The sequence below is a fragment of the Massilia sp. P2_C2 genome, assembly GCF_056404615.1.
This window is the reverse complement of record NZ_JBFUDR010000002.1, coordinates 42,244-67,418: the sequence shown is the minus strand read 5'-3', so window position 1 is coordinate 67,418 and position 25,175 is coordinate 42,244. Positions and strand designations below refer to the sequence as shown.

The window sequence follows — 25,175 nt, the reverse complement described above, 5'->3', positions numbered from 1 at the left end:
TCTACACGGTGCGCACGACCGACATGGGCAAGAACCGCGGCCATACCGACCTGTACCTGGTCGATCTGCGCGCCGCCCATCCTGCGCCGCAACGCCTGACGTCGGACACCGCCAGCAGCACGGATCCGGAATGGTCGCCGAACGGCGACGCGATCTATTTCATCTCGTCGCGCTCGGGTTCGTCCCAGGTCTGGCGCGTGCCGGCAGCGGGTGGCGAGGCCGTGCGTGTGACGGACCTGCCCCTCGACGTCGATGCCTTCCGCGTCGCGCCGACGGGTGACCGCATGCTGCTCAGCATGGCCGTGTTCCGCGACTGCGCCGACCTCGCCTGCACGAAGGCGCGCCTGGACGCCAAAGAGAAAGACAAAGCCAGCGGCAAGGTCTACGACCGCCTGTTCGTGCGCCACTGGGACACGTGGGCCGACGGCCGCAACGCCGTGCTGTACTCGGCGCCGCTGGAACCTGCCGGCCGCGTGACCGGCACGCCCGTCAGCCTGTCGGGCTCGCTCGACGGCGACGTGCCGTCGAAACCGTTCGGCGACCGCGAGGAATTCCGTTTCAGCCCCGACGGCAAGACCGTCGTGTTCTCGGTGCGCATCGCCGGCAAGACGGAAGCGTGGTCGACCAACTTCGACCTGTATGCGGTACCGGCGACCGGCGGCACGCCGCGTAACCTGACGGTCGACAATAACGCCTGGGACACGAAAAGCGTGTTCTCGCCGGACGGCCGCACCCTCGCCTATCTCGCCATGACCCGTCCCGGCTTCGAGGCGGACCGCTACCACATCGTGCTGCTCGACCTCGCCACCGGCAATAAGCGCAACGTGGCCGAGAGCTGGGACCGCTCGCCGGGCGGCATCCGGTGGACAGCCGACGGCAAGACCCTGGTCGCCGACGCCGAAGACATCGGCCAGCACCGCCTGTTCGCCATCGACGTGGCCAGCGGCAAAGTCGCGCCGCTGACGGACAAGGGCGCCATCGGCGGCTTCGACGTGCGCGGCAACACGGTCGCCTATACGCAGACGAACCTGGCCTCGGGCGCACAATTGTTCAGCATGCAGCTGGGCAGCAACAAGCCGACGCAGCTGACCCACTTGAACGAAGAGAAACTGACAGATGTGCGCTGGGGAGATTACGAGCAGTTCTCGTTCAAGGGCGCGAACGGCGACACCGTCTATGGCCACGTGATGAAACCATGGAACTATGAACCGGGCAAGAAATACCCGATCGCGTTCCTCGTGCACGGCGGCCCGGAGGGAAGCTTCGGCAATGCCTGGAGCTACCGCTGGAACCCGCAGGTGTATGCGGGCGCGGGCTACGCCACCGTGTTCATCGATTTCCATGGCTCGACCGGCTACGGCCAGAAATTCACGGACGCCATCAGCGGCGACTGGGGCGGCAAGCCATTCGACGACCTGAAAAAAGGCCTGGCCGCGGCCGTGGCAAAGTACGACTGGCTGGACCGCTCGCGCGCGTGCGCGCTGGGCGCCTCGTACGGCGGCTACATGATGAACTGGATCGAGGGTAACTGGTCGGACGGCTTCAAATGCATCGTCAACCACGACGGCGTGTTCGACACCCGCGGCATGGCGTATTCCACCGAAGAACTATGGTTCACCGACTGGGAAAACGGCGGTCCGTATTTCGCCGTGCCGGAAAAGCATGAGCGCTTCAACCCGGTGCTGCACGTGAACAAGTGGAAGACGCCGATGCTCGTCGTGCAGGGCGATCTCGACTTCCGCATCCCGACGACCCAGGGCCTGTCCACGTTCACCGCGCTGCAACGCCGCGGCATCGAGAGCAAGCTGCTCGTCTTCCCGGACGAGAACCATTGGGTCCTGAAACCYGCCAATTCGGTGCTGTGGCATCACACCGTCCTCGGTTGGCTGGATGCGTACCTGAAACAGTAAGCCACGCGGCGTCGCCCAAAAAATTGCCACAGTGCTACTATTGGCACGAAGCAAAGGATGATCATGAACGACCAGCAAGCGGAACGTGAACCGAAACCTCAGGAATTCGAATTCGAGTCGATGAACCTGCAGGTCGGCGTTCGCCTCCAGTTCATCACGCACCGGCGCCTGAAACCCGTGCAGCACTTTTCCACGCTGATCGGCTGGGTGAAGGACGAGTACATGATCGTCAAGATCCCAACGGATAACGGCGCGCCGATCCCGCTGGTGGAAGGCGAGCGCCTGACCATGCGCGTGTTCTCGGGCATTCACGTGTGCTCGTTCGCATGCACGGTCGAGCGGGTCTTCGGCCGGCCGCTGCTGTATGCCCATATCTCGTTCCCGGACTCGATCCAGGGCACGAGCCTGCGCACGGCGATGCGGGTCAAGGTCGACATTCCCGCCCGCATCATCCCGGCCAGCGGTGCCGTGCCGGCCGTGGAGTGTCTCGTGACCAACCTGAGCGTGAACGGCGCACGCATCGCATCACAGAAGAGTCTTCCGCAGGATGAGGACGAATTCGACCTGGAATTCATCCTGCAGGCACCGCCCAACAACCAGGAGGTCCGGGTCCGCGCGCGTGCGGTTGTGCGCAACATCAGCGCGCTGTCCAGCGGAGCGGAACAGGCCGAGGGCTATGCTTACGGTGTGCAGTTCACGAGTCTGAATCCGGCGCACTACACGTTGTTGCAGAACATGACGTATGAGGCGTTGCTGGCGGATCGGCAGAAGATCGTGTAGCAGCTCAGAAAAAACCGAGCTCCCACAGGCGCGGCCAGCGCAGGCCGCGGTTCACGGCGGCGTTTGGCGTACCGTCATTGATCAAATCCGTAACGTCGGGGTACACGCCCTCGGCCAGGCTGACCAGTGCGACCAGAAGGACCAGTACGTTGGCGAACCGCATTGCCACCCCGGCCGTGGGCCGCGGCCGCTCTGCGGGGGCGCTCATGCGTACCCAGGCAATGGCAAATCCCAGGTACAAGGCGATTGCCAGTTGGCTTTGCGGCATCGCGATCAGGCCCGACACCAGACCGTCGACGAGCACTGCGGCGCCACTGACCAGCAATGCCGGCAACACCATCCCGCCGCTCTCGATGGATGCCACGCCTGCCCGTGAACGCACCAGCGCACGCATGCCTTGAAACAGCGCGAAGCAGAGCAACAGCAGCGCCGGCAGCCCCCACTCGGCCGCAATCTGCAGTCCCCAGTCGTGCGGATGTGCCGCCCAGCGGAAACGGAGGGCATCGTGGGCGAAATGCATGGGGCCGACACCGAACCAGGGATGCTGGCGGATCAGTTCAAGCGCGTTCCCCCATATATAAAATCGCATGCTCGAAGGATCGCTCTTGCTGCGTTCGAGGGCAAATTCGAAGGCGCCGAAGACGGCATGTCCGGCAAGCACCGGTACGATGACGAGAAAGACGACATACATGGCGATACCGGTTGCGAAAGTCAACGCAAATACCTTCAGGTAAGCGGCTGCGGAACGCCGCATGACGATCGCGGCGAGCATCGCGCCGGCCGCAAGCCCCGTCAGGCTGCCACGGCCCGTGGTGGCGAATATGCTCAACCACCAGAGTGAGATCAGTGTGAACCACAGGTAACGCAGGCGGGAAACCGGTGACGTGAGGCAGTAAAGAAGAACGAGCAGAGGGAGTAACACCGTCTGCGTATGGTTGAAAAAGCGGATATGGCTGAAGCCGGGCGCAAAGTCCATCGGTTCGAGATTGGTGTCCAGCGCAAAGGACGCACAGTAGTTGACGATGATCCGGACCGCGTGCAGCGTGGCCGCGCAACCGAGCGCCTGCAGCGCAATCCGCATCAGCCGGATGCCGCCGCGTTGGATCTGGTCGGCAATCGCCAGTGCGCTGGCCAGCAACAGCACGAACATCGCCACCTCGACCCCGGCGTAGGCGGGCGAATGGGCCATCGTGGCCGAAGCGGTGCCATACGCGAAAAACAGGGCCAGCGCGCGGCCGCCCCTGGAGGCGCCGAGGAATGTCATCAGCCCACGGGATCTGGCGAGAACGAGGACGAATCCCGCGAGCAGCAGGAACGCTATTTCATGGATACGCTGTTCATCGTGTCCATTCCTGCTCAAGAAATTGATTCCCAAAACAACGATCAAAGACAGCGGCCAAGCGACCGCTGCGATCCGCTTCCAGGTGGGATGGTCGTCAAGCTTGGCGGTTACAGTCGTCGTTGTCATGGTCGAAGAAAATGAAAAATGCCGCTCAGCTTACACTGAGCGGCATTTACAGGGATCGTCAGCAGACGATGTCCGATTAGCTCTGGCCGACGCAGACGCCCGCGGTGCCGATCAGCTTCTGCTTGACGGTCGCTGCGCAGGTCCAGCCGCCGTCGGTATTGCGGGTCAGGACGATCTTTTCTGTTGCGACGCTCGACGGGCCGCCGACGATCGTGCACGTCAGGGTGGTGCCGTCCACGTCGAACTTCGAGCAGTTGGCGGTTGCGGTGGCCGACAGGCCGACGTCTTCCGGCTTGGACGGCGTCGCGCCTTCGTTCAGTTTGACTTCGAAGCCGGTCTTGCCTGCCGAAACTTCACCCAGTGCAGCGGCGAACTTCGACTTGGCGACGTAGTCCTGGTATGCCGGGATCGCCACGGCGGCCAGGATACCGATGATCGCGACAACGATCATCAGTTCGATCAGGGTGAAGCCGGCTTGGGCTTTCTTGACGATTTTCGGTGCTTTCATGATGTTTCTCCAGGTAGGTACTGCAAAAATTAAAGGGGTACTTCGTATCTGGTACTGCTTGCTTCTGCCCTTTACACTATGCAATCGGCGTGCCAGGACGTTTCCGTACGGAATCGTTAGTACGGCGACATCGAATTGTGGGTTTTCGTGTGTTTTTTGCCTTGCTGCATGACAATTTTTGTCACCCTGGCATGGCGAAAATTGTCAGCACGACGGATTCTGTTGAGTTGCGACAAAAATTGTCAGCCTGTCGTGCCAGCGCAGACGAAAAAAAACGGGACGCTGCGTGCAGCGTCCCGTTTCATTGGATGCGAATCCGCAGGATTACAGCATCGCCTTCAGCAGACGGGCCATTTCCGACGGGTTCTTGGTGACCTTGATACCGCAGGCTTCCATGATTTCCAGCTTGGCTTGTGCCGTGTCGGCACCGCCCGAGATCAGCGCACCGGCGTGGCCCATGCGCTTGCCCGGCGGCGCGGTGACGCCGGCGATGAAGCCGACGACCGGCTTCTTCATGTTGTCCTTGATCCAGTAAGCGGCGTTGGCCTCGTCCGGGCCGCCGATCTCACCGATCATGATGACGGCGTCCGTGTCCGGATCGTCGTTGAACATCTTCATCACGTCGATGTGCTTCAGACCGTTGATCGGGTCGCCACCGATGCCGACTGCCGACGACTGGCCCAGGCCCAGCGCGGTCAGCTGACCGACGGCTTCGTACGTCAGCGTGCCAGAACGGGACACGACGCCGATGCGGCCTTTCTTGTGGATGTGGCCCGGCATGATGCCGATCTTGATTTCGTCCGGGGTGATCAGACCCGGGCAGTTCGGACCCAGCAGCAGGGTCTTCGAACCGGCCTTGGCCATGCGGTCCTTGACTTCCATCATGTCACGGACGGGGATGCCTTCGGTGATGCAGATGGCCAGGTCCAGCTCGGCTTCCACGGCTTCCCAGATGGCGGCGGCGGCGCCTGCGGGCGGGACGTAGATGACCGACACGGTTGCGCCGGTTTCCTGCTTGGCTTCCTTGACGCTCGCGAAGATGGGGATACCCTCGAAGTCCTCACCGGCTTTCTTCGGGTTCACGCCTGCGACGAAGGCTTCGCGGCCGTTCGCGTAGTCGCGGCACATGCGGGTGTGGAATTGGCCGGTCTTGCCGGTGATACCTTGGGTGATGACTTTGGTGTCTTTGTTAATCAGAATCGACATTTTATTTCCTTCGCGAATTAAGCTTGGCCAGCTGCAGCAGCAACGACCTGCTTCGCTGCGTCTTCCATGGTGTCGGCCGAGATGATCGGCAGGCCGGAGTCGGCCAGCATTTTCTTGCCCAGGTCTTCGTTGGTGCCCTTCATGCGCACGACCAGCGGCACTTGCAGCGACACGGCCTTCGAAGCGGTGATCACGCCTTCGGCGATCACGTCGCAACGCATGATGCCGCCGAAGATGTTGACCAGGATGGCTTTCAGGCCCGGGTTCTTCAGCATGATCTTGAAGGCTTCGGTGACCTTCTCGGCCGTTGCGCCGCCGCCCACGTCCAGGAAGTTGGCCGGTTCGCCGCCAAACAGCTTGATGGTGTCCATGGTCGCCATGGCCAGGCCGGCGCCGTTCACGAGGCAGCCGATGTTACCGTCCAGCGAAATGTAAGCCAGGTCGAATTTCGATGCTTCGACTTCGGCCGGATCTTCTTCGTCCAGGTCGCGGTAGGCGACGATTTCCGGATGACGGAACAGGGCGTTCGCGTCGAAGTTGAACTTGGCGTCCAGGGCGACCACTTTACCGTCGCCGGTCAGGATCAGCGGGTTGATTTCAGCCAGCGATGCGTCGGTTTCCCAGTACGCTTTGTACAGGCCTTGCAGGTTCGCGCGCGCAGCGGCGATCGAGCCTTCCGGCACGCCGATCTTGCGCGAGACGTCGTCGGCGTCCGCGTCGGTCAGGCCGATCTTCGGGTCGATCACGACGTTGTGGATCTTTTCCGGATTGCTGTGCGCGACTTCTTCGATGTCCATGCCGCCTTCCGACGAGGCCATCAGCACGACTTTCTGGGTGACGCGGTCGGTAACCAGCGACACGTACAGTTCTTTCTTGATGTCGGCGCCTTCTTCGATCAGCAGGCGGCGGACTTTCTGGCCTTCCGGACCGGTCTGGTGGGTSACCAGYTGCATGCCCAGGATCTGGTTCGCGTATTCGCGCACCTGGTCCAGCGACTTGGCAACTTTCACGCCGCCGCCCTTGCCGCGGCCGCCRGCATGGATCTGKGCCTTGACCACCCAGACCGGGCCGCCCAGCTCTTCAGCTGCCTTGACAGCGCCGTCGACCGAGTCGCACGGAATGCCGCGCGGAACGGTCACTCCGAATTTTCGGAGGATCTCTTTGCCCTGATACTCATGGATTTTCATGCTGGCTTCCCTTCTTCTGTTACTGATGTAGTTTAGAAATGCGGTTTAAAAATAAAGCGACAAAGCCGGAGTCTACTCCGGACAACACTACCCCGGCACCGCCTTGAGCGCCCAGCGCGGGTAATACGTCTCGACGGCAGGGCCATCGAGGCGCAACGCGTGGCAGCGGTCCAGTTCGTAAGGCCGCTCGGTCGAGACGTCGTCCGAGCGGTTGGCCATCGCGTCGTCGGCGAAGGCCTGGATTGCCGCGGTGGGCAGGACTTGCGCGAGTTCGGTCAGGTGGGTGCAGCCGAGTACCCCGGACAGGCGGTCCTTCAGATGCAATCGGAAATGTTTCAACAGCGACAAGCCGATCAGCTTTTTATAGGCGGGAGCGATCGTGTCGCAGAAACCGGGATAGGGTACGGCATCGGACGCGGCTTCGGCGTCGACGATGGTCATGTCGCGGTCGATGGTCACGCGCAGCTTGAGATCGTGCACTGGCAAGCCACCCGGACGGGAACCGGAAGGCAAGGTGATGTCATGCGTCTTGGTGTCGCGGATGCAGGCGTCGAGGTCCCACAGGCCATCGTCGCGCGCGTACGCTTCGACGGTAATGGCGCGCGTGTGCCTTGGCTTACGCGGAGCGGGAGGAGACAGGGGCATAAACACCAAATGCCGGTATGCGGCGAAAAAATTTGCAGCCGTTGTGCCTGATGCACGTTGCCGCAGCTTCTACGGCAACAACCGCTCTTGCGGCGCTGCTTAAACCATGAAAGTTTAGCACAGGGTGATGGCCTGTGCACCGTTTCCCCGGTTACACAAGGGTTTTTGAAGGGAAGATGCAGGGAGATGTTGTGAACTTGAGATGCCGAAAGCGCAAATTTGCACCATGTTGGCGCAGCTGGACTGTCATAAACACGGCGACAGTCGGATATTCACAATGATGAGATCAGTCGGCCGTCACAGCCTCGAAGATCGGATGAACGGATGACGGTCGGCGCGCCTTCGGCACCAGCCAGCATCAGACGATGTCGTCCTCGTCGTCACCACCACCCTTGAGCGCGGCGCGTACCGCGCTTTGGGAAAAACCGCGCTGCAGCAGGAACCGCATTTGTTTACTGCGCTCTTCGGCATCCTGCGGCACCCTGCCGAATTTACGGCGCCAGACTTCACGGGCCCGTGCGGTTTCGGATTCCTTCAGCCCGGACTTCAGCTCGTCGAGGGCGTCGCCCTTGACGCCGTGCTGCTGCAGTTCGGAGAGCACGCGGCTGTTGCCGTAGCGACCGGCACGCCGGTGCACGAGCGATTCGGCAAAACGCTCCTGCGACAGCCAGTTGTTCTTTTCGAGGAAATCGAGGAGGGCTTCGACGTCGTCGCCCTCCTCGGCATACCGGGCCAGCTTGCGGCCCAGTTCGAGCCGGCTGTGCTCGCGCGTCGACAGATACTTCAACGCGCGGGCCTTCAGGCTGAGAGGTTGCCTCATGCGCGCAACCTCCCAGTTGCCGGCTCAGTTGCCCAACCCTGCACCAACGATTACTCGTCGTCGCCAACGGCTGCCAGCTGGGCGGCACCGTCACCGGCCGGGGCCGGCGGCAGTTCACGCACGCCGAGGGCGGCGCGGACCTTGTTTTCGATCTCGCGTGCCAGGGCTGGGCGCTCTTTCAGGAAGATACGGGCATTGTCCTTGCCCTGGCCGATGCGTTCGCCGTTATAGCTGTACCACGAACCCGACTTCTCGACGATCTTGTTGTCCACGCCCAGGTCGATGATCTCGCCTTCGCGCGACGTGCCTTCGCCGTACAGGATGTCGAAGTGCGCTTCCTTGAACGGCGGCGCGATCTTGTTCTTGACAACCTTGACCTTGGTTTCGTTACCGATCACCTCGTCGCCGGTCTTGATCGAGCCGGTACGGCGGATGTCCAGGCGCACGGAGGCGTAGAACTTCAGCGCGTTACCGCCGGTCGTCGTTTCCGGGCTGCCGAACATGACGCCGATCTTCATACGGATCTGGTTAATGAAGATCACCAGGGTGTTCGTACGGTTGATCGATGCGGTCAGCTTGCGCAGCGCCTGCGACATCAGGCGGGCCTGCAGGCCCGGCAGGGAATCGCCCATGTCGCCTTCGATCTCGGCGCGCGGCGTCAGTGCCGCCACCGAGTCGATGACCACCATGTCGACACTGCCCGAGCGCACGAGGGCGTCCGTGATTTCCAGCGCCTGTTCACCGGTGTCCGGCTGCGAGATCAGCAGCTCGTCCAGCTTGATGCCCAGCTTTTGCGCATAGGTCACGTCGAGGGCGTGTTCGGCGTCGATGAACGCGCAGGTACCACCCATCTTCTGCATCTGGGCGATGGTCTGCAGGGTCAGCGTCGTCTTGCCCGACGATTCAGGACCGTAGATCTCGACGATACGGCCGCGCGGCAGGCCGCCGACGCCGAGAGCGATGTCCAGGCCCAGCGAGCCGGTCGAGACGGTTTGCACCTCCTCGACGGGCGCGTTGGCGTCCATGCGCATCACCGAGCCTTTACCAAATTGCTTTTCGATCTGTGCGAGGGCCGCTGCCAGCGCTTTGCCCTTCTCGGATGCGTTTACTGCGGATTTCTTGTCGTCCATAACTTTCTTTCTGTCCTAGAGTGAACCAAGGTGTGGGCCGCTCGCGCGATTTCAATAAGAAGTACTGTATAAAAATCCAGTGGTTTTGGCAAGCGCTATTTACAGTCGTGTGACATTCCGTTGACCGATTCGACTTGTTACGCAATATCCAACACAATATACGAAACAACAACGTCCAAAGATGAAAACCGGGAGAGTGTGATGCGTATTTTACTTGCCGAAGATGACAGCGTGCTCGCTGACGGATTGACGCGCTCGTTGCGCCAGTCCGGCTACGCGATCGACTGCGTGAAGAACGGCCAGGACGCCGACACGGCACTGTCCACCCAGGAATTCGACCTCCTGATCCTCGATCTCGGCCTGCCCCGCCTCTCCGGCCTGGACGTGCTGCGCCGCCTGCGCGCGCGCGGCTCGCTGCTGCCCGTGCTGATCCTCACCGCGGCCGACTCCATCGAGCAGCGCGTGGGCGGCCTCGACGCCGGCGCCGACGACTACATGCCCAAGCCGTTCGCCCTGTCCGAGCTGGAAGCGCGCGTGCGCGCCCTCACCCGCCGCGGCCAGGGCGGCGGCTCCACCGTGATCCGCCACGGCCCGCTCGTGTACGACCAGGTCGGCCGCAGCGCCTACATCAACGACCAGATGCTCGACCTGTCCGCGCGCGAGCTGGGCCTGCTGGAGATCCTGCTCGCGCGCACCGGGCGCCTCGTCTCCAAGGAGCAGCTGGTCGACCACCTGTGCGAATGGGGCGAGGAAGTGTCGAACAACGCCATCGAAGTCTACGTGCACCGCCTGCGCAAGAAGATCGAGACGGGCGGCATCCGCATCGCCACCGTGCGCGGCCTCGGTTACTGCCTCGAACGCTATTCGGACAGTCCGCGTGACAATGTCCGCGACGGCGCCCGCAAGAGCGCGGATTCGGCCAGCAGCCACAAGTGAAACGATTCAGGCAGCGCGCCGCCGGGCCGGATCCGTCGTCCGATCCGCTGCCGGTCCCGGAGCCGCTCGAACCGCTGTACGTCCCGGCGCAACCCGAGCCGGAAGAAAGCATCCAGCACTCGCTGTTCGGCGAGATCCTCGACTGGATGCTGGCGCCGCTGCTGCTGCTGTGGCCGATGAGCATCGCGATCACCTACCTCGTCGCGAAGTCGATCGCGAACCAGCCGTTCGACCACGCGCTGGAGGACAGCGTCACCGTGCTCGCGCAGCAGGTGAAGGAAGTGGACGGTAAAGTGGTCGCGCGCCTGCCCGGCACCGCGCGCGACATCCTGCGCGCCGACGACGTCGACAGCGTGTATTTCCAGATCAGCGGCCCGCGCGGCGAGATCGTCGACGGCGACCGCGACCTGCCGCTGCCGAACGCCGACGACGCCGAACGCAGCGGCCGCGTGCATTTCCGCACCGAGAGCCTGCACGGCACGCCGGTGCGCGTCGCCTATGCCTGGGTCAACCTGCAGCCGCTGCTGGACGCCAGCGAGGATCCGCGCCTCGCCCTCGTGCAGGTGGCGGAGACGCTGGAAAAACGGGCGCAGCTGGCCAACGAGATCATCAAGGGCGTGATCCTGCCGCAGTTCATCATCCTGCCCGTGATCCTGGCCCTCGTCTGGTTCGCCCTGTCGCGCGGGCTGTCGCCGCTGGCACAGCTGCAGGAACGCATCCGGGCGCGCCCGCCGGACGATCTGTCGCCGATCGATTCGCGCCAGGTGCCGGAAGAGATCTCGCCGCTGGTCGGCTCGTTGAACGACATGCTGGCGCGCCTGGCACACACGATCGCCGCGCAGAAGCGCTTCATCGCCGACGCCGCGCACCAGATGAAGACGCCGCTGGCGGGCATGCGCATGCAGTCGGAACTCGCGCTGCGCCAGGTCGATCCGAACGAGATCCACCGCTCGCTGGAACAGCTGGCCAAGAGTTCGGAATCGGCCACGCGCCTCGTGAACCAGCTGCTGGCGCTGGCCCGTGCCGAGAACCAGCCGCACGCCGGCCTGGCGCTGGCACCGCTCGACCTCGCGGCTCTGGCACGCGACGTCGTGCAGGACTGGGTGCAGGCCTCGTTCGCGCACGAGATCGACCTCGGCTACGAAGTCATCGGCCACCCGCCGGAAATCGCCGGCAATGCGATGATGCTGCGCGAGCTGTTGTCGAACCTGATCGACAACGCGCTGCGCTACACGCCGCCCCAGGGCAGCGTCACCGTGCGCGTGCGCGGAACGAATATCGGCCACGGCGACCAGGCCCTGCTGGAAGTCGAGGACACCGGCCCCGGCATCGCGCCATCCGAGCGCCACCGCGTGTTCGAGCGCTTCTACCGCATCCTCGGTTCGAGCGCGTCCGGTTCCGGCCTGGGCCTCGCCATCGTGCGCGAGATCGCGCAGCAGCACGGCGCCGGGATCGAGATCTTCAACAACCCGCGCAGCACGCACAAAAAATTCCCGGGCAGCCTGTTCCGGCTGACCTTCCCGCCATCCGCCACGCTCGTACCCGATGCCGACCGCGACCGCCTCTTCCTCTGATCCCCAACCCGACCGCCTGCAGCGGGTCTATGCCGCACGCGCCGCGCACTGGGCGCGCGCGCGCCGCCTGGTCGCGCTGCTGCTCGCACTATGGCTGGCCACGACCTTCTGCACCGTGTTCTTCGCGCGCGACCTCGCGCACCTGTCCGTGTTCGGCTGGCAGCTGTCGTTCTACCTCGCGGCCCAGGGTGCGTCGCTGACCTATCTGTGCATCATCGGCGCGTACGCCTGGCGCATGCGCATCCTCGACCGCGATTTCATACGCATGCTGGAGGAACGGCCATGACGGGCGCCGCTCCACCCACTGCAACCTCCACGAAGGCGAAGACGCGCAGCTATTTCCACCGCCTGGCGCGCTACTACCTGTGGTTCACGCTGTGCTTCGGCCTGTTCCTCGGCGCGCTCGCGATCCTGGAAAACGAAGGGATGCCGCGCCAGTGGATCGGGCACCTGTACATGTTTGCGACGATCGTCCTGTACGCGATCATCGGCGTCGTCAGCCGCACGTCGAACGTGTCCGAGTACTACGTGGCGGGACGCAGGGTGCCGGCGCTGTTCAACGGCATGGCGACGGCGGCCGACTGGATCTCGGCGGCCAGCTTCATCAGCCTCGCCGGCACCTTGTACCTGCACGGCTTCGACGCCCTCGCCTACGTGATGGGCTGGACGGGCGGCTACTGCCTCGTCGCGCTGCTGATCGCGCCCTATCTGCGCCGCTTCGCCCAGTACACGATCCCCGACTTCCTCGCGGCGCGCTACGGCGGCGACGGTGAAGGCGACGATGCGCGGCGCGGCAACCTCGTGCGCGCACTGGCCGTGGGCGCCACCATCATCGTCTCGTTCACGTACGTCGTCGCGCAGATCTACGCCGTGGGCCTGATCGCGTCGCGCTTCACGGGCGTCGATTTCTCGGTCGGCATCTTCCTCGGCCTGGCCAGTATCCTCGTGTGCTCGTTCCTCGGCGGAATGCGCGCCATCACGTGGACGCAGGTGGCGCAATACATCATCATCCTCGTCGCCTTCCTGATCCCGACGATCTGGCTGTCCGCAAAATTCGCCGGCAATCCGGTGCCGCAGGTCGCGTACGGCTCCGTGCTGCCCAAGCTGGCCAAGCGCGAGGCCCAGCTGGCGGCGGACCCGCGCGAAGCCCAGGTGCGCGCCGTTTTTCGCGCCCGCGCCGACGAATACGGCGCGCGCGTGGCCGACCTGCCCCATTCCTGGGAAGCGGGCAAGATCGCGGCGCAGCGCCGCCTGGACGCGGCGCGCGGCCGCAACGCGCCGCTGGGCGAGGTCAGAAGCGCCGAGCGCGCGCTGCTGGACTATCCGCGCACGGCGGAAGAAGCCGCGCACGTGTGGGGCGACCTGCGCGCCGCCAACCTGGCGCGCGCCCAGCCGCCCGAGCCGCACGCGGAACCGTTCCCCGGCAAGACCCGGCAGCAATCCGACATCCGCCGCAACAACTTCCTCGCCCTCGTGTTCTGCCTGATGTTCGGCACGGCCGCCCTGCCGCACATCCTGATGCGCGCCTACACGACGCCGTCGGTGCACGAGACGCGCGTATCGGTGTTCTGGACGCTGTTCTTCATCCTGCTGATCTACCTGACGATGCCGGCGCTGGCCGTGCTCGCCAAGTACGACATCTATACGGCCGTCGTCGGCACCAGCTACGATACGCTGCCGACCTGGGTCTCGTACTGGGCCAACGTCGACAAGTCGAACCCGTTGATCAGCATCGTCGACGTCAACGGCGACGGCATCGTGCAGCTGGCCGAGGTCGCGATCGACGGCGACGTGCTCACCCTGGCCACGCCCGAGATCGGCGGGCTGCCGTACGTGATCTCGGGCCTCGTCGCGGCCGGCGGCCTGGCGGCGGCGCTGTCCACGGCGGACGGCCTGCTGCTGGCGATCTCGAACGCGCTGTCGCACGACATCTATTTCAAGATCGTCGACCCGGGCGCCTCGACGCAGAAGCGCGTGACGATCTCGAAGCTGCTGCTGCTGGCGGTCGCCTTCATCGCCGCCTATGTGGCGTCGCAGAAGCCGGCCGACATCCTGTCGCTCGTCGGCGCCGCGTTCTCGCTCGCGGGATCGACGATGTTCCCGGCGCTGGTCGCGGGCGTGTTCTGGAAGCGCGCCAATTTCGCGGGCGCGATCGCGGGCATGGCGACCGGATTCCTCGTGTGCACGTACTACATGCTGCACACGAATCCGATGCTGGGCGGCAGCCTGGAGGGCGTCTGGTTCCACATCGCGCCCATCTCGGCCGGCGTGTTCGGCGTACCTGCCGGTGCGGTGGGACTCGTGCTGGTGAGCCTCGTGACGGCGCCGCCGCCGCGCGCGAGCCGGGGGCTGGTGGAGCATATCCGGGCGCCGGAATGATAACGGGGCGCCGCGGCGCCCCGTTATCCATGTAGGGTGGGCGGCCTCCGCCCACGCGGACGTTTGCAATCCGCATACATCCGCGTGGGCACGGGGTGCCCACCCTACTGCTCAGCAAGCGGTAGGCTTATTCGACAATCGTCTGCGCCTGGCCTTCGCCGCGCGCGCGGATCTCGCCGATGCGGTAGACGGTCTCGCCAGCTGCCTTCAGCTGGGCTTCGGCCGCGTCCGCGTTTTCCTTCGAGACGATCACGGTCATGCCGATGCCGCAGTTGAACACGCGGTGCATCTCGGCGTCGGCCACGCCGCCGTGCTGCTGCAGCCACTGGAACAGCGGCGGCAGGGTCCACGACTTGCTGTCGAGCACGGCCGTCAGGTTGTCGGCCAGCACGCGCGGGATGTTCTCGACGAGGCCGCCGCCCGTGATGTGCACGAGGCCCTTCACTTCCATCGACTGCATCAGCGCCAGCAGCGGCTTGACGTAGATGCGGGTCGGCTGCATCAGCGCGTCGGACAGCTTGCGGCCGTGGAAGTCGGCTTCCAGGTCCGGCTTCGACACTTCGATGATCTTGCGCACCAGCGAGTAGCCGTTCGAATGGATGCCCGACGAGGCCAGGCCCAGCACGACGTCGCCCGGGGCGATCTTGCTGCCGTCGATGATCTGCGATTTTTCCACGGCGCCGACGGCGAAGCCGGCCAGGTCGTATTCGCCGTCCGGGTACATGCTCGGCATTTCGGCCGTTTCACCGCCGATCAGGGCGCAGCCGGCCTGTTCGCAGCCGGCGGCGATGCCTTTCACGACGGCGGTGGCGGTCGGCACGTCCAGCTTGCCGCAGGCAAAGTAATCCAGGAAGAACAGCGGCTCGGCGCCCTGCACGAGGATGTCGTTGACGCTCATGGCGACGAGGTCGATGCCGACCGTGTCGTGGCGGTTCAGCTCGAACGCCAGCTTCAGCTTGGTGCCGACGCCGTCGGTGCCGGACACGAGGACCGGTTCCTTGTACTTCTTGCTGATTTCGAACAGCGCGCCGAATCCGCCAATACCGCCGAGCACGCCTTCGCGCATGGTGCGCTTGGCAAAAGGTTTGATCGCTTCGACCAGGGCGTCACCGGCATCGATATCGACACCGGCGTCGCGGTAGGAGAGAGAAACATTAGATGGTTGGCTCATGGTATTTGGCAGCGGAGGCGGTAAAATAGTAGACGGTTGACAACTGGGCATCGTGCGGCACGCACAGGCCGTGGCCAGTCGGTCAATCCACTATTTTATCAAAACGGCCTGCCTTGGCACCGTTTTAACGCTCAGAACAACACCACAATGCCATTTTCCCTCAGTCCGGAGCAGAAACAATCGACGTTTTGGTTGGCACTCTGGCTGGCTTGCGCTCTATTGTTGTACATCCTCGGCCCCATTCTCACCCCCTTCATCGCCGCCGGCATCCTGGCCTATGCGCTGAACGGCGCCGTCGACTACCTGGAGCGCGCGCGCCTGGGCAAGTTCCACCTGCCCCGCTCGCTCGCGGTCGTGGTCGTGATGCTACTGTTCCTGGGGGCCGTCGGGGCGCTCGTGCTGATCGTCGTGCCCGTGCTGCGTACGGAACTGCCGCTGCTGCAGGCCCAGATCCCGGACGCGCTGGCCCGCATCGACGCCACCCTGTCGCCGCGCCTGGCGCAGATGGGCATCCACGTGAAACTCGACGGCGGCGGCCTGCGCCGCATCCTCACGCAGCAGATCACGACGTCGGGCGACGAGATCTGGGCGACGGTGCTCGCCTCGGCCCGCGTGGGCGGCAGCGCCCTGCTCGGCTGGCTGGCGACCGCGATCCTGATTCCCGTCGTGCTGTTTTACCTGTTGCTGGACTGGCATCGCCTGCTGCTGCAGCTGGAAAACGCCGTGCCGCGCCGCTGGGTGCGCCAGACGGTGGACATGGCCCGTGAAGTCAACGCGCTGCTGGCCCAGTACCTGCGCGGCCAGTTGCTCGTGATGCTCGTGCTGGCGCTGTACTACTCGGCGGCACTGGCGCTGGCCGGTTTCGAGGTGGCGCTGCCGGTCGGGATCCTGACGGGGCTGCTCGTCTTCATCCCCTACCTGGGCTATGGCCTGGGCCTGGCACTGGCGCTGACGGCCGCCGTCCTGCAATTCCCCGACTGGAGCGGCGTGATCGCCGTGGCCGTGATCTATGGCGCCGGCCAGGTCATCGAGGGCTTTTTCCTCACGCCGCGCCTCGTGGGCGAGCGCATCGGGCTGAATCCGCTGGCGGTGATCTTCGCCCTGCTCGCCTTCGGCCAGTTGTTCGGTTTCGTCGGTGTGCTGCTGGCGCTGCCCGCGTCGGCGGTGCTGATGGTGGCGTTTCGTCACCTGAAACGCCACTATCTGCGCAGCAGCTTTTATAATGCCTGATTCAACCGCACACGACATGATGAGAACCGAGCCATGAAACAGCTGGTGCTCGATTTGGGCGCCGAGCCGGCGCAAAGCCTCGACACCTTCCAGATAGGGGAAAATGCCGAAATGGCGCATTTGATGCACCAGTTCGCCCAGCGCGCGTCGCGCGAGCATTTCTGCTACCTGTGGGGAGAAACGGGCGCCGGCAAGACGCACCTGCTGCACGGCCTCGCCGCCACCGACGGCGCGCGCTATATTGCAGCCGATGCCGGCGCGGACGCCTTCGTATTTCTGCCTGCCGTCAGCCTGTACCTCGTCGACGACGTCGACCAGCTCTCGCCCGAGCGCCAGATCGACGCCTTCGCCCTGTTCAATCAGGTGCGCGAGCACGGCGCCTACATGGTATGCACGGGCCCGGTGCCGCCGGCCGTGCTGCCCGTGCGCGAAGACCTGCGTACCCGCATGGGCTGGGGTCTCGTGTACCAGATCCACGGCCTGTCCGACGACCAGAAGATCGCCGCCCTGACGCAAGCCGCCGAGGCACGCGGTTTGACGCTGTCGGCCAGCGTGTTACCCTATCTGCTGGCCCATTTCAAGCGCGACATGCGCTCCCTGTCGACCATGCTGGATGCGCTCGACCAATATTCGCTCGAGACCCAGCGTCCGGTCACGCTGCCGCTGCTGCGCGATCTATTGCTACAGGGAAACCCCGGCAGCCCACACTCCGAACCGAAAGAATGAACGACCTCGCGCTGTTTGACCTCGACCACACCCTCCTGCCTATCGATTCCGACTACGAATGGGGCCAGTTCCTCGTCCGTGAGAAAGTCGTCGACGCAGCCGAACACCAGCGCCGCAACGACGCCTTCTTCGCGCAGTACAACGCCGGCACGCTCGACCCGGTCGAGTACCTCGAATTCGCGCTCGGCACGCTGGCCGCGTTCGATCCGGCCCACCTGAAGGACCTGCAGGCGCAATACATGCGCGACGTGATCCGCCCGAACATCCGTCCGAAGGCCGTCGACCTGCTGCGCCGCCACCTGGACGCCGGCGACCTCGTCGCGATCATCACGGCCACCAATGCCTTCATCACGGCGCCGATCGCGCGCGAACTGGGCGTGGAGCACCTGATCGCCGCGCGCCCCGAACTGGACGAGCATGGCCACCCGACCGGCAAGCTGGCCGGCACGCCCACGCAGGGCCACGGCAAGGTCACGCACATGCACGCCTGGCTGGACGGTCTGGGCCGCCCGTTCGACAGTTTCACCCGCAGCTGGTTCTACAGCGATTCGCACAATGACATCCCGCTGCTGTCGGTCGTCTCGCACCCGGTGGCGACCAATCCGAGCGAGAAACTGAGCCAACACGCCACCGCCCTCGGCTGGACTACACTGCACCTGTTCAATGATTAAAAAATTCATTCGCAAAATCCTGGGCGTGAAAGACGAGCGCGACCCGACCGAACCCGTCATCCTCGGGCAGGACCAGCATGGCATCGACCCGAAGCTCGTGTCGAACAACGCGGTGCGCGTCACGCAGACCTTGCAGGAAGCCGGCTTCAAGGCCTTCGTCGTCGGCGGCGCCGTGCGCGACCTGCTGCTGGGCGTGAAGCCGAAGGACTTCGACATCGCCACGGACGCTACGCCGGAGGAAGTGAAAAAGCTGTTCCGCCGCGCCTTCATCATCGGCCGCCGCTTCCAGATCGTGCACGTGATGTTCGGCCAGGATCTGCTCGAGGTGACCACCTTCCGCGGCAAGGGCAGCGACAACGCGCCCAAGGACGAGCATGGCCGCGTCCTGCGCGACAATGACTTCGGTCCGCAGCACGAAGACGCCGAGCGGCGCGACTTCACCATCAACGCCATGTACTACGACCCGGCCACGCAGTCGGTGCTCGATTACCACGGCGGCATCGAGGACATCCGCGCCAAGGTCCTGCGCATCATCGGCCAGCCGGAGGCGCGCTACCGCGAGGATCCGGTCCGCATGCTGCGCGTCGTGCGCTTCGCGGCCAAGCTGCAATTCACGATCGAACCCGCGACCCGCGCACCGATCCCCGTGATGGCCCCCCTGATCAACAACGTGCCGGCCGCGCGCGTGTTCGACGAGATGCTGAAGCTCCTGATGAGCGGCCACGCGCTGGCCTGCCTGAAGGAGCTGCGCTCGTCGGGCCTGCACCACGGCCTGCTGCCGCTGCTGGACGTCGTGCTGGAACAGCCGATCGGCATGAAGTTCGTCACCCTGGCGCTGGAATCGACCGACACCCGCGTAAAAGCCGGCAAGGGCGTGTCGCCGGGCTTCCTGTTCGCGTCGCTGCTGTGGCACCAGGTGCTGGAAAAGTGGAATGCCTACCGCGCCGCCGGCGAAGCGCCGATCCCCGCGCTGCACCTGGCCGCGGACGACGTGCTCGACAACCAGACGGACAACCTGGCCCTGCAGCGCCGCATCGCCACCGACATGCGCGACATCTGGGCCATGCAGCCGCGCTTCGAGCGCCGCAACGGCAAGTCGCCGTACAAGCTCCTCGAACATCCGCGCTTCCGCGCCGGCTTCGACTTCCTGCTGCTGCGCTGCGAATCGGGCGAGCTCGATGCGGAAATCGGCAACTGGTGGGCGACGTTCTACGCCGGCGACATCGCCGAGCGCGAGCGCCTGATCAACACGGCGAAAGACACCCAGCCGGGCGGCCAGAAGAAGCGCCCGCGCCGCCGCGGCCCGCGCCGCGCCGAGGGCGAAGCTGGCGCACCGGTGGACGCAGCGACCGGAGCCAATTCGGGCGCACAGGCCGCAGGCGGCGAATGATCGCCTGGGTCGGCATCGGCGCCAACCTGGGTGACGCGCGCGCGAACGTCCTGGACGCCATCGACCGCCTGGCGCGCCTGCCGGGCGCGCGGCTCGTGCAGACGTCGTCGCTGTACCGCACGGCCCCCATCGATTCTTCCGGCGACGACTACGTCAACGCCGTCGCTGCACTCGACACGGACCTCGATGCGCACGCCCTGCTGCAGGCCCTGTTCGCCATCGAGCAGGCGCACGGCCGCGAGCGCCCGTACCGCAACGCCCCACGCACGCTCGACCTCGACCTGCTGCTCTACGGCGACCAGGTCATCGATGACGCGCCGACCCTGATCGTGCCGCACCCGCGCATGCACGAGCGCGCGTTCGTGCTCGCGCCGCTGGCCGAAGTGGCGCCCGATCTCGTCATCCCCGGCCGCGGTCCGGTCGCGCCGCTGCTGGCGGGCCTCGCGGACCAGGGCGTCGCCGTCCTCGCGTAGGGTGGGCACCCCGTGCCCACGCGTAACTTATGCATGACGCATACGTCCGCGTGGGCACAGGGGTGCCCACCCTACCGCGATAGGCTCTCTAAAACCGCAGCGCCAGGTACACGCCGGAGACCGCCAGCGTCATCAGCGTAACCGGCACGCCCACGCGCGCGTGGCGCCGCCAGTCGATGACGATGCCGCGCCGCCCCGCCGCATCGACGACGATGATGTTCGCGATGCTCCCGACGATCAGCAGATTGCCCGCCAGCGTGCTGACCAGCGCCAGCATCACGCCGCCCAGCGGGTGATGCACGACGGGCATCAGCAGCATCACGGCCGGCACGTTGGAGACGAGGTTGGACAGCACGAACGTGGCGCCAAACAGCGCCCCCGGCTGGTCCAGCCGCACGCCGAGCGAGGCGAGCCAGGCGATCGCGTGTTCCGTGAACCCGGTGCGCTGGAAGGCGGCGTTCACGACGAACAGGCTCATGAACAACACCAGCAATTCCCAGTCCACCAGCCCCAGCATGTTGCGCGACCGCAGCTGGCGGCTCATCAACAGGATGCCCGCGCCGATCAGCGCCATGTGCTCCCTGGGCCACGGCGCGGCAAGGAACGCCACCAACAGCGCGCCCGCAACCAGCAGTCCCTTGGTCGTCTGCCAGGCGTCGAAGGGCATGCTCCCGGCCTGCAGCTCGGAGACGCCGGCCGTGCCGGCTGCCTCGTCCGCCTCCTGCCAGCGTCCCCGGGTCTGGCGGACGATCAGCACCCAGCAGGCGGCGAGCCCCAGCGCGACCGGGATGATGGCATCGAGGAAGTAACCGTCGAACGACAGCCGCATCGTCTGGCCGATCAGCATGTTCTGCGGATTGCCGATCAGCGTCGCGGCGGAACCGATGTTGGATGCGCACGCGAGCGCCAGCAGGAACGGGACCGGTGCGAGCGAGCGCCTCCGGCAGGCGTCGACGAGCAGCGGCGCCATGGCCAGGCAGACGATGTCATTGCTGAACACGGCCGACAGCGCCGCGGAGACGCCAATGAGTACGCCCAGCAGGCTGGCGGGACTCAGCGCCAATCCGGCCAGCTTTTGCGTGACCCAGTCGTAGAATCCTCCCAGGCGCATCTGCGCCGAGACGACCATGAAGGCGAACAGCAGGGCCATCGTCGGCAGGTGGATCGAGGCCACCGCCTGTTCCAGGCTCAGCGCGTTGATGCTGATGAGCGCAATGGCCCCGAGCAGCGCTACGCCGGTCCGGTCGAGCCGCAGGAACGGCAACCCGCCGAGGATCATGCCGAGATAGACGATGAGGAAGATGATGAGGATGGTCGTGGCCATTGGGGGGTGACGAAATCTGCGGTGGCGTTTTCAGGTAAGATCGCGCATCTTAACAAACCGTACCGGGCACGCCTGTGACCGCAAGCTTGCCCGAGGCGCGTAGCGACGCCGGGGCGATCCTCCGGCATAATTGATTTGCAAAGGAATACTATGAGCGCTTATTTGGGYGGAACCTCGACGAACGACGCACCGGCACGCAAGGCCGTGACGCTGCCTGCGCTGCTGGCGATGCGCACGTCCGGCGAAAAGATCGCCATGCTCACCTGCTACGACGCCAGCTTCGCGGCGCTGATGGACCGCTGCGGCGTCGACATCCTGCTGATCGGCGACTCGCTGGGCATGGTGTGCGCCGGCTACGACTCGACGCTACCCGTGACGGTGGCCGACGTCGCCTACCACACGGCGTCCGTCGTGCGCGGCCGCACGCATGCGTTCGTGCTGGCCGACCTGCCGTTCGGCAGCTACGGCACCCTGCAGCAGGCCTACGACAGCTGCGCCGCGCTGATGCGCGCGGGCGCCCAGATGATCAAGATCGAGGGCGGCGCCTGGCTCGCGGAGACCGTCCGCTTCCTGACCGAGCGCGGCATCCCCGTCTGCGCCCACATCGGTCTCACGCCGCAATTCGTCCACCAGCTGGGCGGCTACCGGGTGCAGGGCAAGACCGACGAGGGCGCCGAACAGCTCAAGCGCGACGCCCAGGCGCTACAGGACGCCGGCGCGGCGATGGTGCTGCTGGAAGCGGTGCCGGCGGCGCTGGGCAAGGAAGTGACGGGCATACTGCACGTGCCGACCATCGGCATCGGCGCGGGCCCCGACTGCTCGGGCCAGGTGCTCGTGATGCACGACCTGCTGGGCGTCTTCCCGGGCCGCAAGGCGCGCTTCGTGAAGAATTTCATGGAAGGCCAGACGAGCATCGCCGGCGCCGTGAGCGCCTACGTGGCGGCCGTGAAGGACGGCAGCTTCCCGGCGGCGGAACACTGCTTCTGAACCATGGACGCGCAAGGGGACACCACCCGTTTGTTCCTGGCCCTGTGGCCGGACGACGCCGTGCGCGACCAGTTGCGCACATGGCGCGACGCGTGGACGTGGCCACGCGGCGCGGCGCCCGTCCACACCGATAAACTGCACGTGACCTTGCACTTTCTCGGCAACCTGCCGGGTTCGCGGCTGCCCGAACTGCTGGATGGTTTGCAGGTGCCCTTCGCGCCGTTCGACCTGCAGCTTGGCCGCGCCGCGTTGTGGCACAACGGGATCGCCGTGCTGGAACCGCACGGCGAGCCGCAGGGGTTGCTGGACCTGCACGCGCGCCTGTCCGACGCCTTGCTGGCGCTGGGCCTGACGCCGGAAGCGCGCACTTACCGGCCGCACGTGACCATGGCGCGGCGGGCGAGCGGCGCGGGCGTGCCGGCGTCCGGGCCGGCGATCGATTGGGCGATCACGCATTACGCCCTCGTCGAATCGCGCCACGGTGCATATACGGTACTGAGAACATGTGCGTAGGGTGGGCATTTGGGGCCGGGGGCCCCAAATGAAACGTGCCCACGCGTGACGTATGCGGTTCGTTGACGTATGCGGTTCGTTGACGTATGCGGTTCGTTGGCGTTACGCGTGGGCACAGGCGTGCCCACCCTACGTCATGACGCGCCTGGAATTGGCGGCGATCACGATCCCCGACAGTGCCAACAGCCCTAACGCCACCGCGATATTCGTATGCGCCGCAATCGCCCCGATCACCGGCGGCGCCATCAGCAAGCCCGCGTAGCCAAGCGTGGCGACAGTCGCAAGACCACCACCGGCCGACATGCCCGGAATGCGCGCGGCCGCCGCGAAGATCAGCGGCACGACGTTCGCGGCGGACAGGCCGATCAGCGCGAAGCCCAGTGCCGACAGGACGAACTCCGTGCTGGTGACGGCCAGCAGCAGTCCGGCGAACATGCCGAGGCCACCCACGGTCATCACGCGCAGCGGCCCGAAGCGCAGCACGAGGCGGTCGCCCGCGAAGCGGCACGCGGCCATCGTCACCGAGAACGCGGAATAGCCCAGGGCCGCCGTCGCCGCATCCACCTGCGTGCGCTCCGTCAGCAGCAGCGCGCTCCAGTCGACCAGCGCGCCCTCGATGGCGAAGCACAGCAGCGCGAGCAGGCCAAGAAATAGTGCCGGCCCGCGCGGCAACGCGAAGTGAGTTGCATGCGGCGCGGGCGGCACCGCGAGCAGCCGCCGGGCGCACAGCGCGACGACCGTGGCGATGACGGCGCTCACCATCAGCGCGCCGCGGCCATCGCCCAGGCCGGCCCCGATCAGCAGGCCGCCCAGCGCCGCGCCGATCAGGCCACCGAGGCTGAAGAAGCCGTGGAACGACGACATCGTCGGGATGCCGCGCGCCGCCTCGACCTCGCTCGCGTTGGCGTTCATCGCGACGTCCAGCACGCCATTGCTGGCGCCGAACACATAGGCCGCGAGGAACAGCGGCACGATGCCGGCCACGTTCATCAGGAGCGCACTCGTGAGCGCGAACAGCAGGCCGCTGACGATGACGACGGCGCGCGTGCCCCAGCGTCCGGACAACCAGCCGGACAGCGGCATCGCCGACACCGCGCCGCCCGCGATGGTGAGCAGCAGGAAGCCGAGCATGCCCGTGTCGATGCCGGCTCGCGCCTGCACCAGCGGMACGTGCGCAGCCCACACGCCGATGCCGGCGCCGTTGAGCAGGAAGATCGTGGACACGGCCCAGCGCGCGGCGCTCAGGCCCGGTACCACGGGTGCGCGTCTCATGCGCGCCCCCTTCCCGCCACGGGGGCGGCCAGCACGATCTCGGGCGCGCGCTCGCCCTGGCGCAGGCGCGCCAGCACGTCCGGCGCCGCATCCGCTTCCAGCACGAGGCGATCGATTTCGCCCAGCGGCGCGATCAGGAACGGTGCCGGCGCTTCCAGGCGCCCGTTCAGCGCGGCGACGACGCGCCGGCTGCCCGCGGCCAGCATGGTCTGCTTGACGACGGCTTCCTCGGCGTCGCTGGCGCCCAGGCCGCGGTCGGCCTCGACGCTGCATGCGCCGACGACGGCCAGGTTGACGCGCAGGCGCTGGATCTCCGCCACCGTCTGCGCGCCCAGCACGGCGCCGGCGTGGGCGGAATAGATCCCGCCCAGCAGCACGACGCGCGTGGCCCGCAAATGGCCCAGGCCCAGCGCGATCTGCGGGCTGTTGGTGATGATGGCGGCCGCCTGGCCGTCTTCCAGCAGGCGCACGAACGCGAGGTTCGTCGTGCCGGCGTCGACGAGCACCGTGTCGCCCGGCTGCACGCTGTCCGCCAGCGCGCGCGCCAGCATGGCCTTGCGCGCTTCGTTGGCGTCGGCGCGCTGGCCAAAGCTGGGCTCCGCCCGCGTGCGTCGCATCGCACCGCCATGCACGCGGCGCAGCAGGCCGGCCGCGTCCAGGTCGCGCAGGTCGCGCCGGATCGTGTCCTCCGATGTGTTGAACCGTTGTGCCAGTTCGGCCGCCAGCACCTTGCCCTGCTGCTCGACCATGTCGACGATGTGTTGCCGCCGCTCTTCCGCTAACTGCATATGTTCTCCCTGATCTATGCATGGCACTCTACACGTTTACGCATAAACACGCAACGACAAGAACAAACGTGCAAATTCGTGCAATCA

Annotated in this window: 24 protein-coding genes; 13 read left to right on the top strand and 11 right to left on the bottom strand. The window is 65.5% G+C overall.

What is annotated here, in order from left to right; all coding sequences use genetic code 11:
• Both AC1DYX_RS00725 and AC1DYX_RS00720 read left to right on the top strand, forming a co-directional pair.
• Nucleotides 1–1,910 (top strand): S9 family peptidase (locus AC1DYX_RS00725; RefSeq protein ID WP_477255266.1); only part of this gene is annotated, 1,910 nt, incomplete at its 5' end.
• Nucleotides 1,911–1,973: 63 nt separating this feature from the next.
• Nucleotides 1,974–2,690: a flagellar brake protein gene (locus AC1DYX_RS00720; protein WP_477255264.1), complete on the top strand. Its 717-nt coding sequence runs from the start codon at nt 1,974–1,976 to the stop codon at nt 2,688–2,690.
• A 4-nt stretch (nt 2,691–2,694) separates the two neighbouring features.
• Here the strand turns inward: AC1DYX_RS00720 and AC1DYX_RS00715 are convergent, their stop codons facing one another.
• From AC1DYX_RS00715 to recA, 7 genes are all read right to left on the bottom strand, one after another.
• Nucleotides 2,695–4,158 (bottom strand): O-antigen ligase family protein, encoded by a 1,464-nt coding sequence (locus AC1DYX_RS00715; RefSeq protein ID WP_477255262.1) that lies wholly within the window; start codon nt 4,156–4,158, stop codon nt 2,695–2,697.
• 76 nt (nt 4,159–4,234) lie between these two features.
• Nucleotides 4,235–4,666, bottom strand: a complete 432-nt coding sequence (locus tag AC1DYX_RS00710) for a pilin (RefSeq protein ID WP_477255260.1) — start codon at nt 4,664–4,666, stop codon at nt 4,235–4,237.
• Nucleotides 4,667–4,990: 324 nt separating this feature from the next.
• Nucleotides 4,991–5,872: a succinate--CoA ligase subunit alpha gene (gene sucD / locus AC1DYX_RS00705; RefSeq protein WP_477255258.1), complete on the bottom strand. Its 882-nt coding sequence runs from the start codon at nt 5,870–5,872 to the stop codon at nt 4,991–4,993.
• A 17-nt stretch (nt 5,873–5,889) separates the two neighbouring features.
• Nucleotides 5,890–7,059: an ADP-forming succinate--CoA ligase subunit beta gene (gene sucC / locus AC1DYX_RS00700; RefSeq protein ID WP_477255256.1), complete on the bottom strand. Its 1,170-nt coding sequence runs from the start codon at nt 7,057–7,059 to the stop codon at nt 5,890–5,892.
• 87 nt (nt 7,060–7,146) lie between these two features.
• Nucleotides 7,147–7,704 (bottom strand): DUF2889 domain-containing protein, encoded by a 558-nt coding sequence (locus tag AC1DYX_RS00695; RefSeq protein ID WP_477255254.1) that lies wholly within the window; start codon nt 7,702–7,704, stop codon nt 7,147–7,149.
• A 358-nt stretch (nt 7,705–8,062) separates the two neighbouring features.
• On the bottom strand, nt 8,063–8,524 hold the full coding sequence (gene recX / locus AC1DYX_RS00690; RefSeq protein WP_477255252.1) for a recombination regulator RecX: 462 nt from the start codon (nt 8,522–8,524) through the stop codon (nt 8,063–8,065).
• Between the two features lie 50 nt (nt 8,525–8,574).
• On the bottom strand, nt 8,575–9,654 hold the full coding sequence (gene recA / locus AC1DYX_RS00685) for a recombinase RecA (protein ID WP_477255250.1): 1,080 nt from the start codon (nt 9,652–9,654) through the stop codon (nt 8,575–8,577).
• Nucleotides 9,655–9,855: 201 nt separating this feature from the next.
• Between recA and AC1DYX_RS00680 the strand changes: the two genes are divergently transcribed.
• Genes AC1DYX_RS00680 through AC1DYX_RS00665 form a run of 4 tightly spaced genes read left to right on the top strand, consistent with a single transcriptional unit; the run spans nt 9,856 to nt 14,543 of the window.
• On the top strand, nt 9,856–10,590 hold the full coding sequence (locus AC1DYX_RS00680; RefSeq protein WP_477255248.1) for a response regulator: 735 nt from the start codon (nt 9,856–9,858) through the stop codon (nt 10,588–10,590).
• 47 nt (nt 10,591–10,637) lie between these two features.
• On the top strand, nt 10,638–12,164 hold the full coding sequence (locus tag AC1DYX_RS00675; RefSeq protein WP_477255275.1) for a sensor histidine kinase N-terminal domain-containing protein: 1,527 nt from the start codon (nt 10,638–10,640) through the stop codon (nt 12,162–12,164).
• The gene (locus AC1DYX_RS00670; protein ID WP_477255246.1) at nt 12,136–12,450 is read left to right on the top strand and encodes a DUF4212 domain-containing protein; all 315 of its coding nucleotides are present in this window, start codon (nt 12,136–12,138) and stop codon (nt 12,448–12,450) included. The genes AC1DYX_RS00675 and AC1DYX_RS00670 overlap by 29 nt, the downstream gene beginning before the upstream one ends.
• The gene (locus AC1DYX_RS00665) at nt 12,447–14,543 is read left to right on the top strand and encodes a sodium:solute symporter family protein (protein WP_477255244.1); all 2,097 of its coding nucleotides are present in this window, start codon (nt 12,447–12,449) and stop codon (nt 14,541–14,543) included. The genes AC1DYX_RS00670 and AC1DYX_RS00665 overlap by 4 nt, the downstream gene beginning before the upstream one ends.
• Nucleotides 14,544–14,670: 127 nt before the next feature.
• On the opposite strand, the gene purM is transcribed toward AC1DYX_RS00665, so the two are convergent.
• The gene (gene purM / locus AC1DYX_RS00660) at nt 14,671–15,714 is read right to left on the bottom strand and encodes a phosphoribosylformylglycinamidine cyclo-ligase (RefSeq protein ID WP_477255242.1); all 1,044 of its coding nucleotides are present in this window, start codon (nt 15,712–15,714) and stop codon (nt 14,671–14,673) included.
• Nucleotides 15,715–15,861: 147 nt separating this feature from the next.
• On the opposite strand from purM, the gene AC1DYX_RS00655 reads away from it, so the two are divergent.
• The 5 genes from AC1DYX_RS00655 to folK are packed head-to-tail and all read left to right on the top strand — an operon-like array spanning nt 15,862 to nt 20,204.
• On the top strand, nt 15,862–16,944 hold the full coding sequence (locus tag AC1DYX_RS00655) for an AI-2E family transporter (protein WP_477255240.1): 1,083 nt from the start codon (nt 15,862–15,864) through the stop codon (nt 16,942–16,944).
• A gap of 33 nt (nt 16,945–16,977) precedes the next feature.
• Nucleotides 16,978–17,670, top strand: a complete 693-nt coding sequence (hda, locus tag AC1DYX_RS00650) for a DnaA regulatory inactivator Hda (protein ID WP_477255238.1) — start codon at nt 16,978–16,980, stop codon at nt 17,668–17,670.
• Nucleotides 17,667–18,341 (top strand): histidinol-phosphatase, encoded by a 675-nt coding sequence (locus tag AC1DYX_RS00645; RefSeq protein WP_477255236.1) that lies wholly within the window; start codon nt 17,667–17,669, stop codon nt 18,339–18,341. Before hda ends, AC1DYX_RS00645 begins: the two co-directional genes overlap by 4 nt.
• Complete coding sequence (gene pcnB / locus AC1DYX_RS00640; RefSeq protein ID WP_477255234.1) at nt 18,334–19,731, top strand: polynucleotide adenylyltransferase PcnB; 1,398 nt, start codon at nt 18,334–18,336, stop codon at nt 19,729–19,731. Before AC1DYX_RS00645 ends, pcnB begins: the two co-directional genes overlap by 8 nt.
• Nucleotides 19,728–20,204, top strand: a complete 477-nt coding sequence (gene folK, locus AC1DYX_RS00635) for a 2-amino-4-hydroxy-6-hydroxymethyldihydropteridine diphosphokinase (RefSeq protein WP_477255232.1) — start codon at nt 19,728–19,730, stop codon at nt 20,202–20,204. Before pcnB ends, folK begins: the two co-directional genes overlap by 4 nt.
• A gap of 88 nt (nt 20,205–20,292) precedes the next feature.
• Here the strand turns inward: folK and AC1DYX_RS00630 are convergent, their stop codons facing one another.
• Entirely contained in the window at nt 20,293–21,528 is a 1,236-nt protein-coding gene (locus tag AC1DYX_RS00630) for an anion transporter (protein ID WP_477255230.1), read from the bottom strand.
• A 150-nt stretch (nt 21,529–21,678) separates the two neighbouring features.
• On the opposite strand from AC1DYX_RS00630, the gene panB reads away from it, so the two are divergent.
• Both panB and thpR read left to right on the top strand, forming a co-directional pair.
• Nucleotides 21,679–22,515: a 3-methyl-2-oxobutanoate hydroxymethyltransferase gene (panB, locus tag AC1DYX_RS00625; protein WP_477255228.1), complete on the top strand. Its 837-nt coding sequence runs from the start codon at nt 21,679–21,681 to the stop codon at nt 22,513–22,515.
• A 3-nt stretch (nt 22,516–22,518) separates the two neighbouring features.
• Nucleotides 22,519–23,028, top strand: coding sequence for an RNA 2',3'-cyclic phosphodiesterase (gene thpR, locus AC1DYX_RS00620; protein ID WP_477255226.1), 510 nt, complete (start codon nt 22,519–22,521; stop codon nt 23,026–23,028).
• A 129-nt stretch (nt 23,029–23,157) separates the two neighbouring features.
• Here thpR and AC1DYX_RS00615 read toward each other — a convergent pair whose 3' ends face one another.
• Together AC1DYX_RS00615 and AC1DYX_RS00610 are read right to left on the bottom strand one after the other, a co-directional pair.
• Complete coding sequence (locus tag AC1DYX_RS00615) at nt 23,158–24,300, bottom strand: MFS transporter (RefSeq protein ID WP_477255224.1); 1,143 nt, start codon at nt 24,298–24,300, stop codon at nt 23,158–23,160.
• The gene (locus AC1DYX_RS00610) at nt 24,297–25,088 is read right to left on the bottom strand and encodes a DeoR/GlpR family DNA-binding transcription regulator (RefSeq protein ID WP_477255222.1); all 792 of its coding nucleotides are present in this window, start codon (nt 25,086–25,088) and stop codon (nt 24,297–24,299) included. Before AC1DYX_RS00610 ends, AC1DYX_RS00615 begins: the two co-directional genes overlap by 4 nt.
• Nucleotides 25,089–25,175 lie beyond the last annotated feature (87 nt).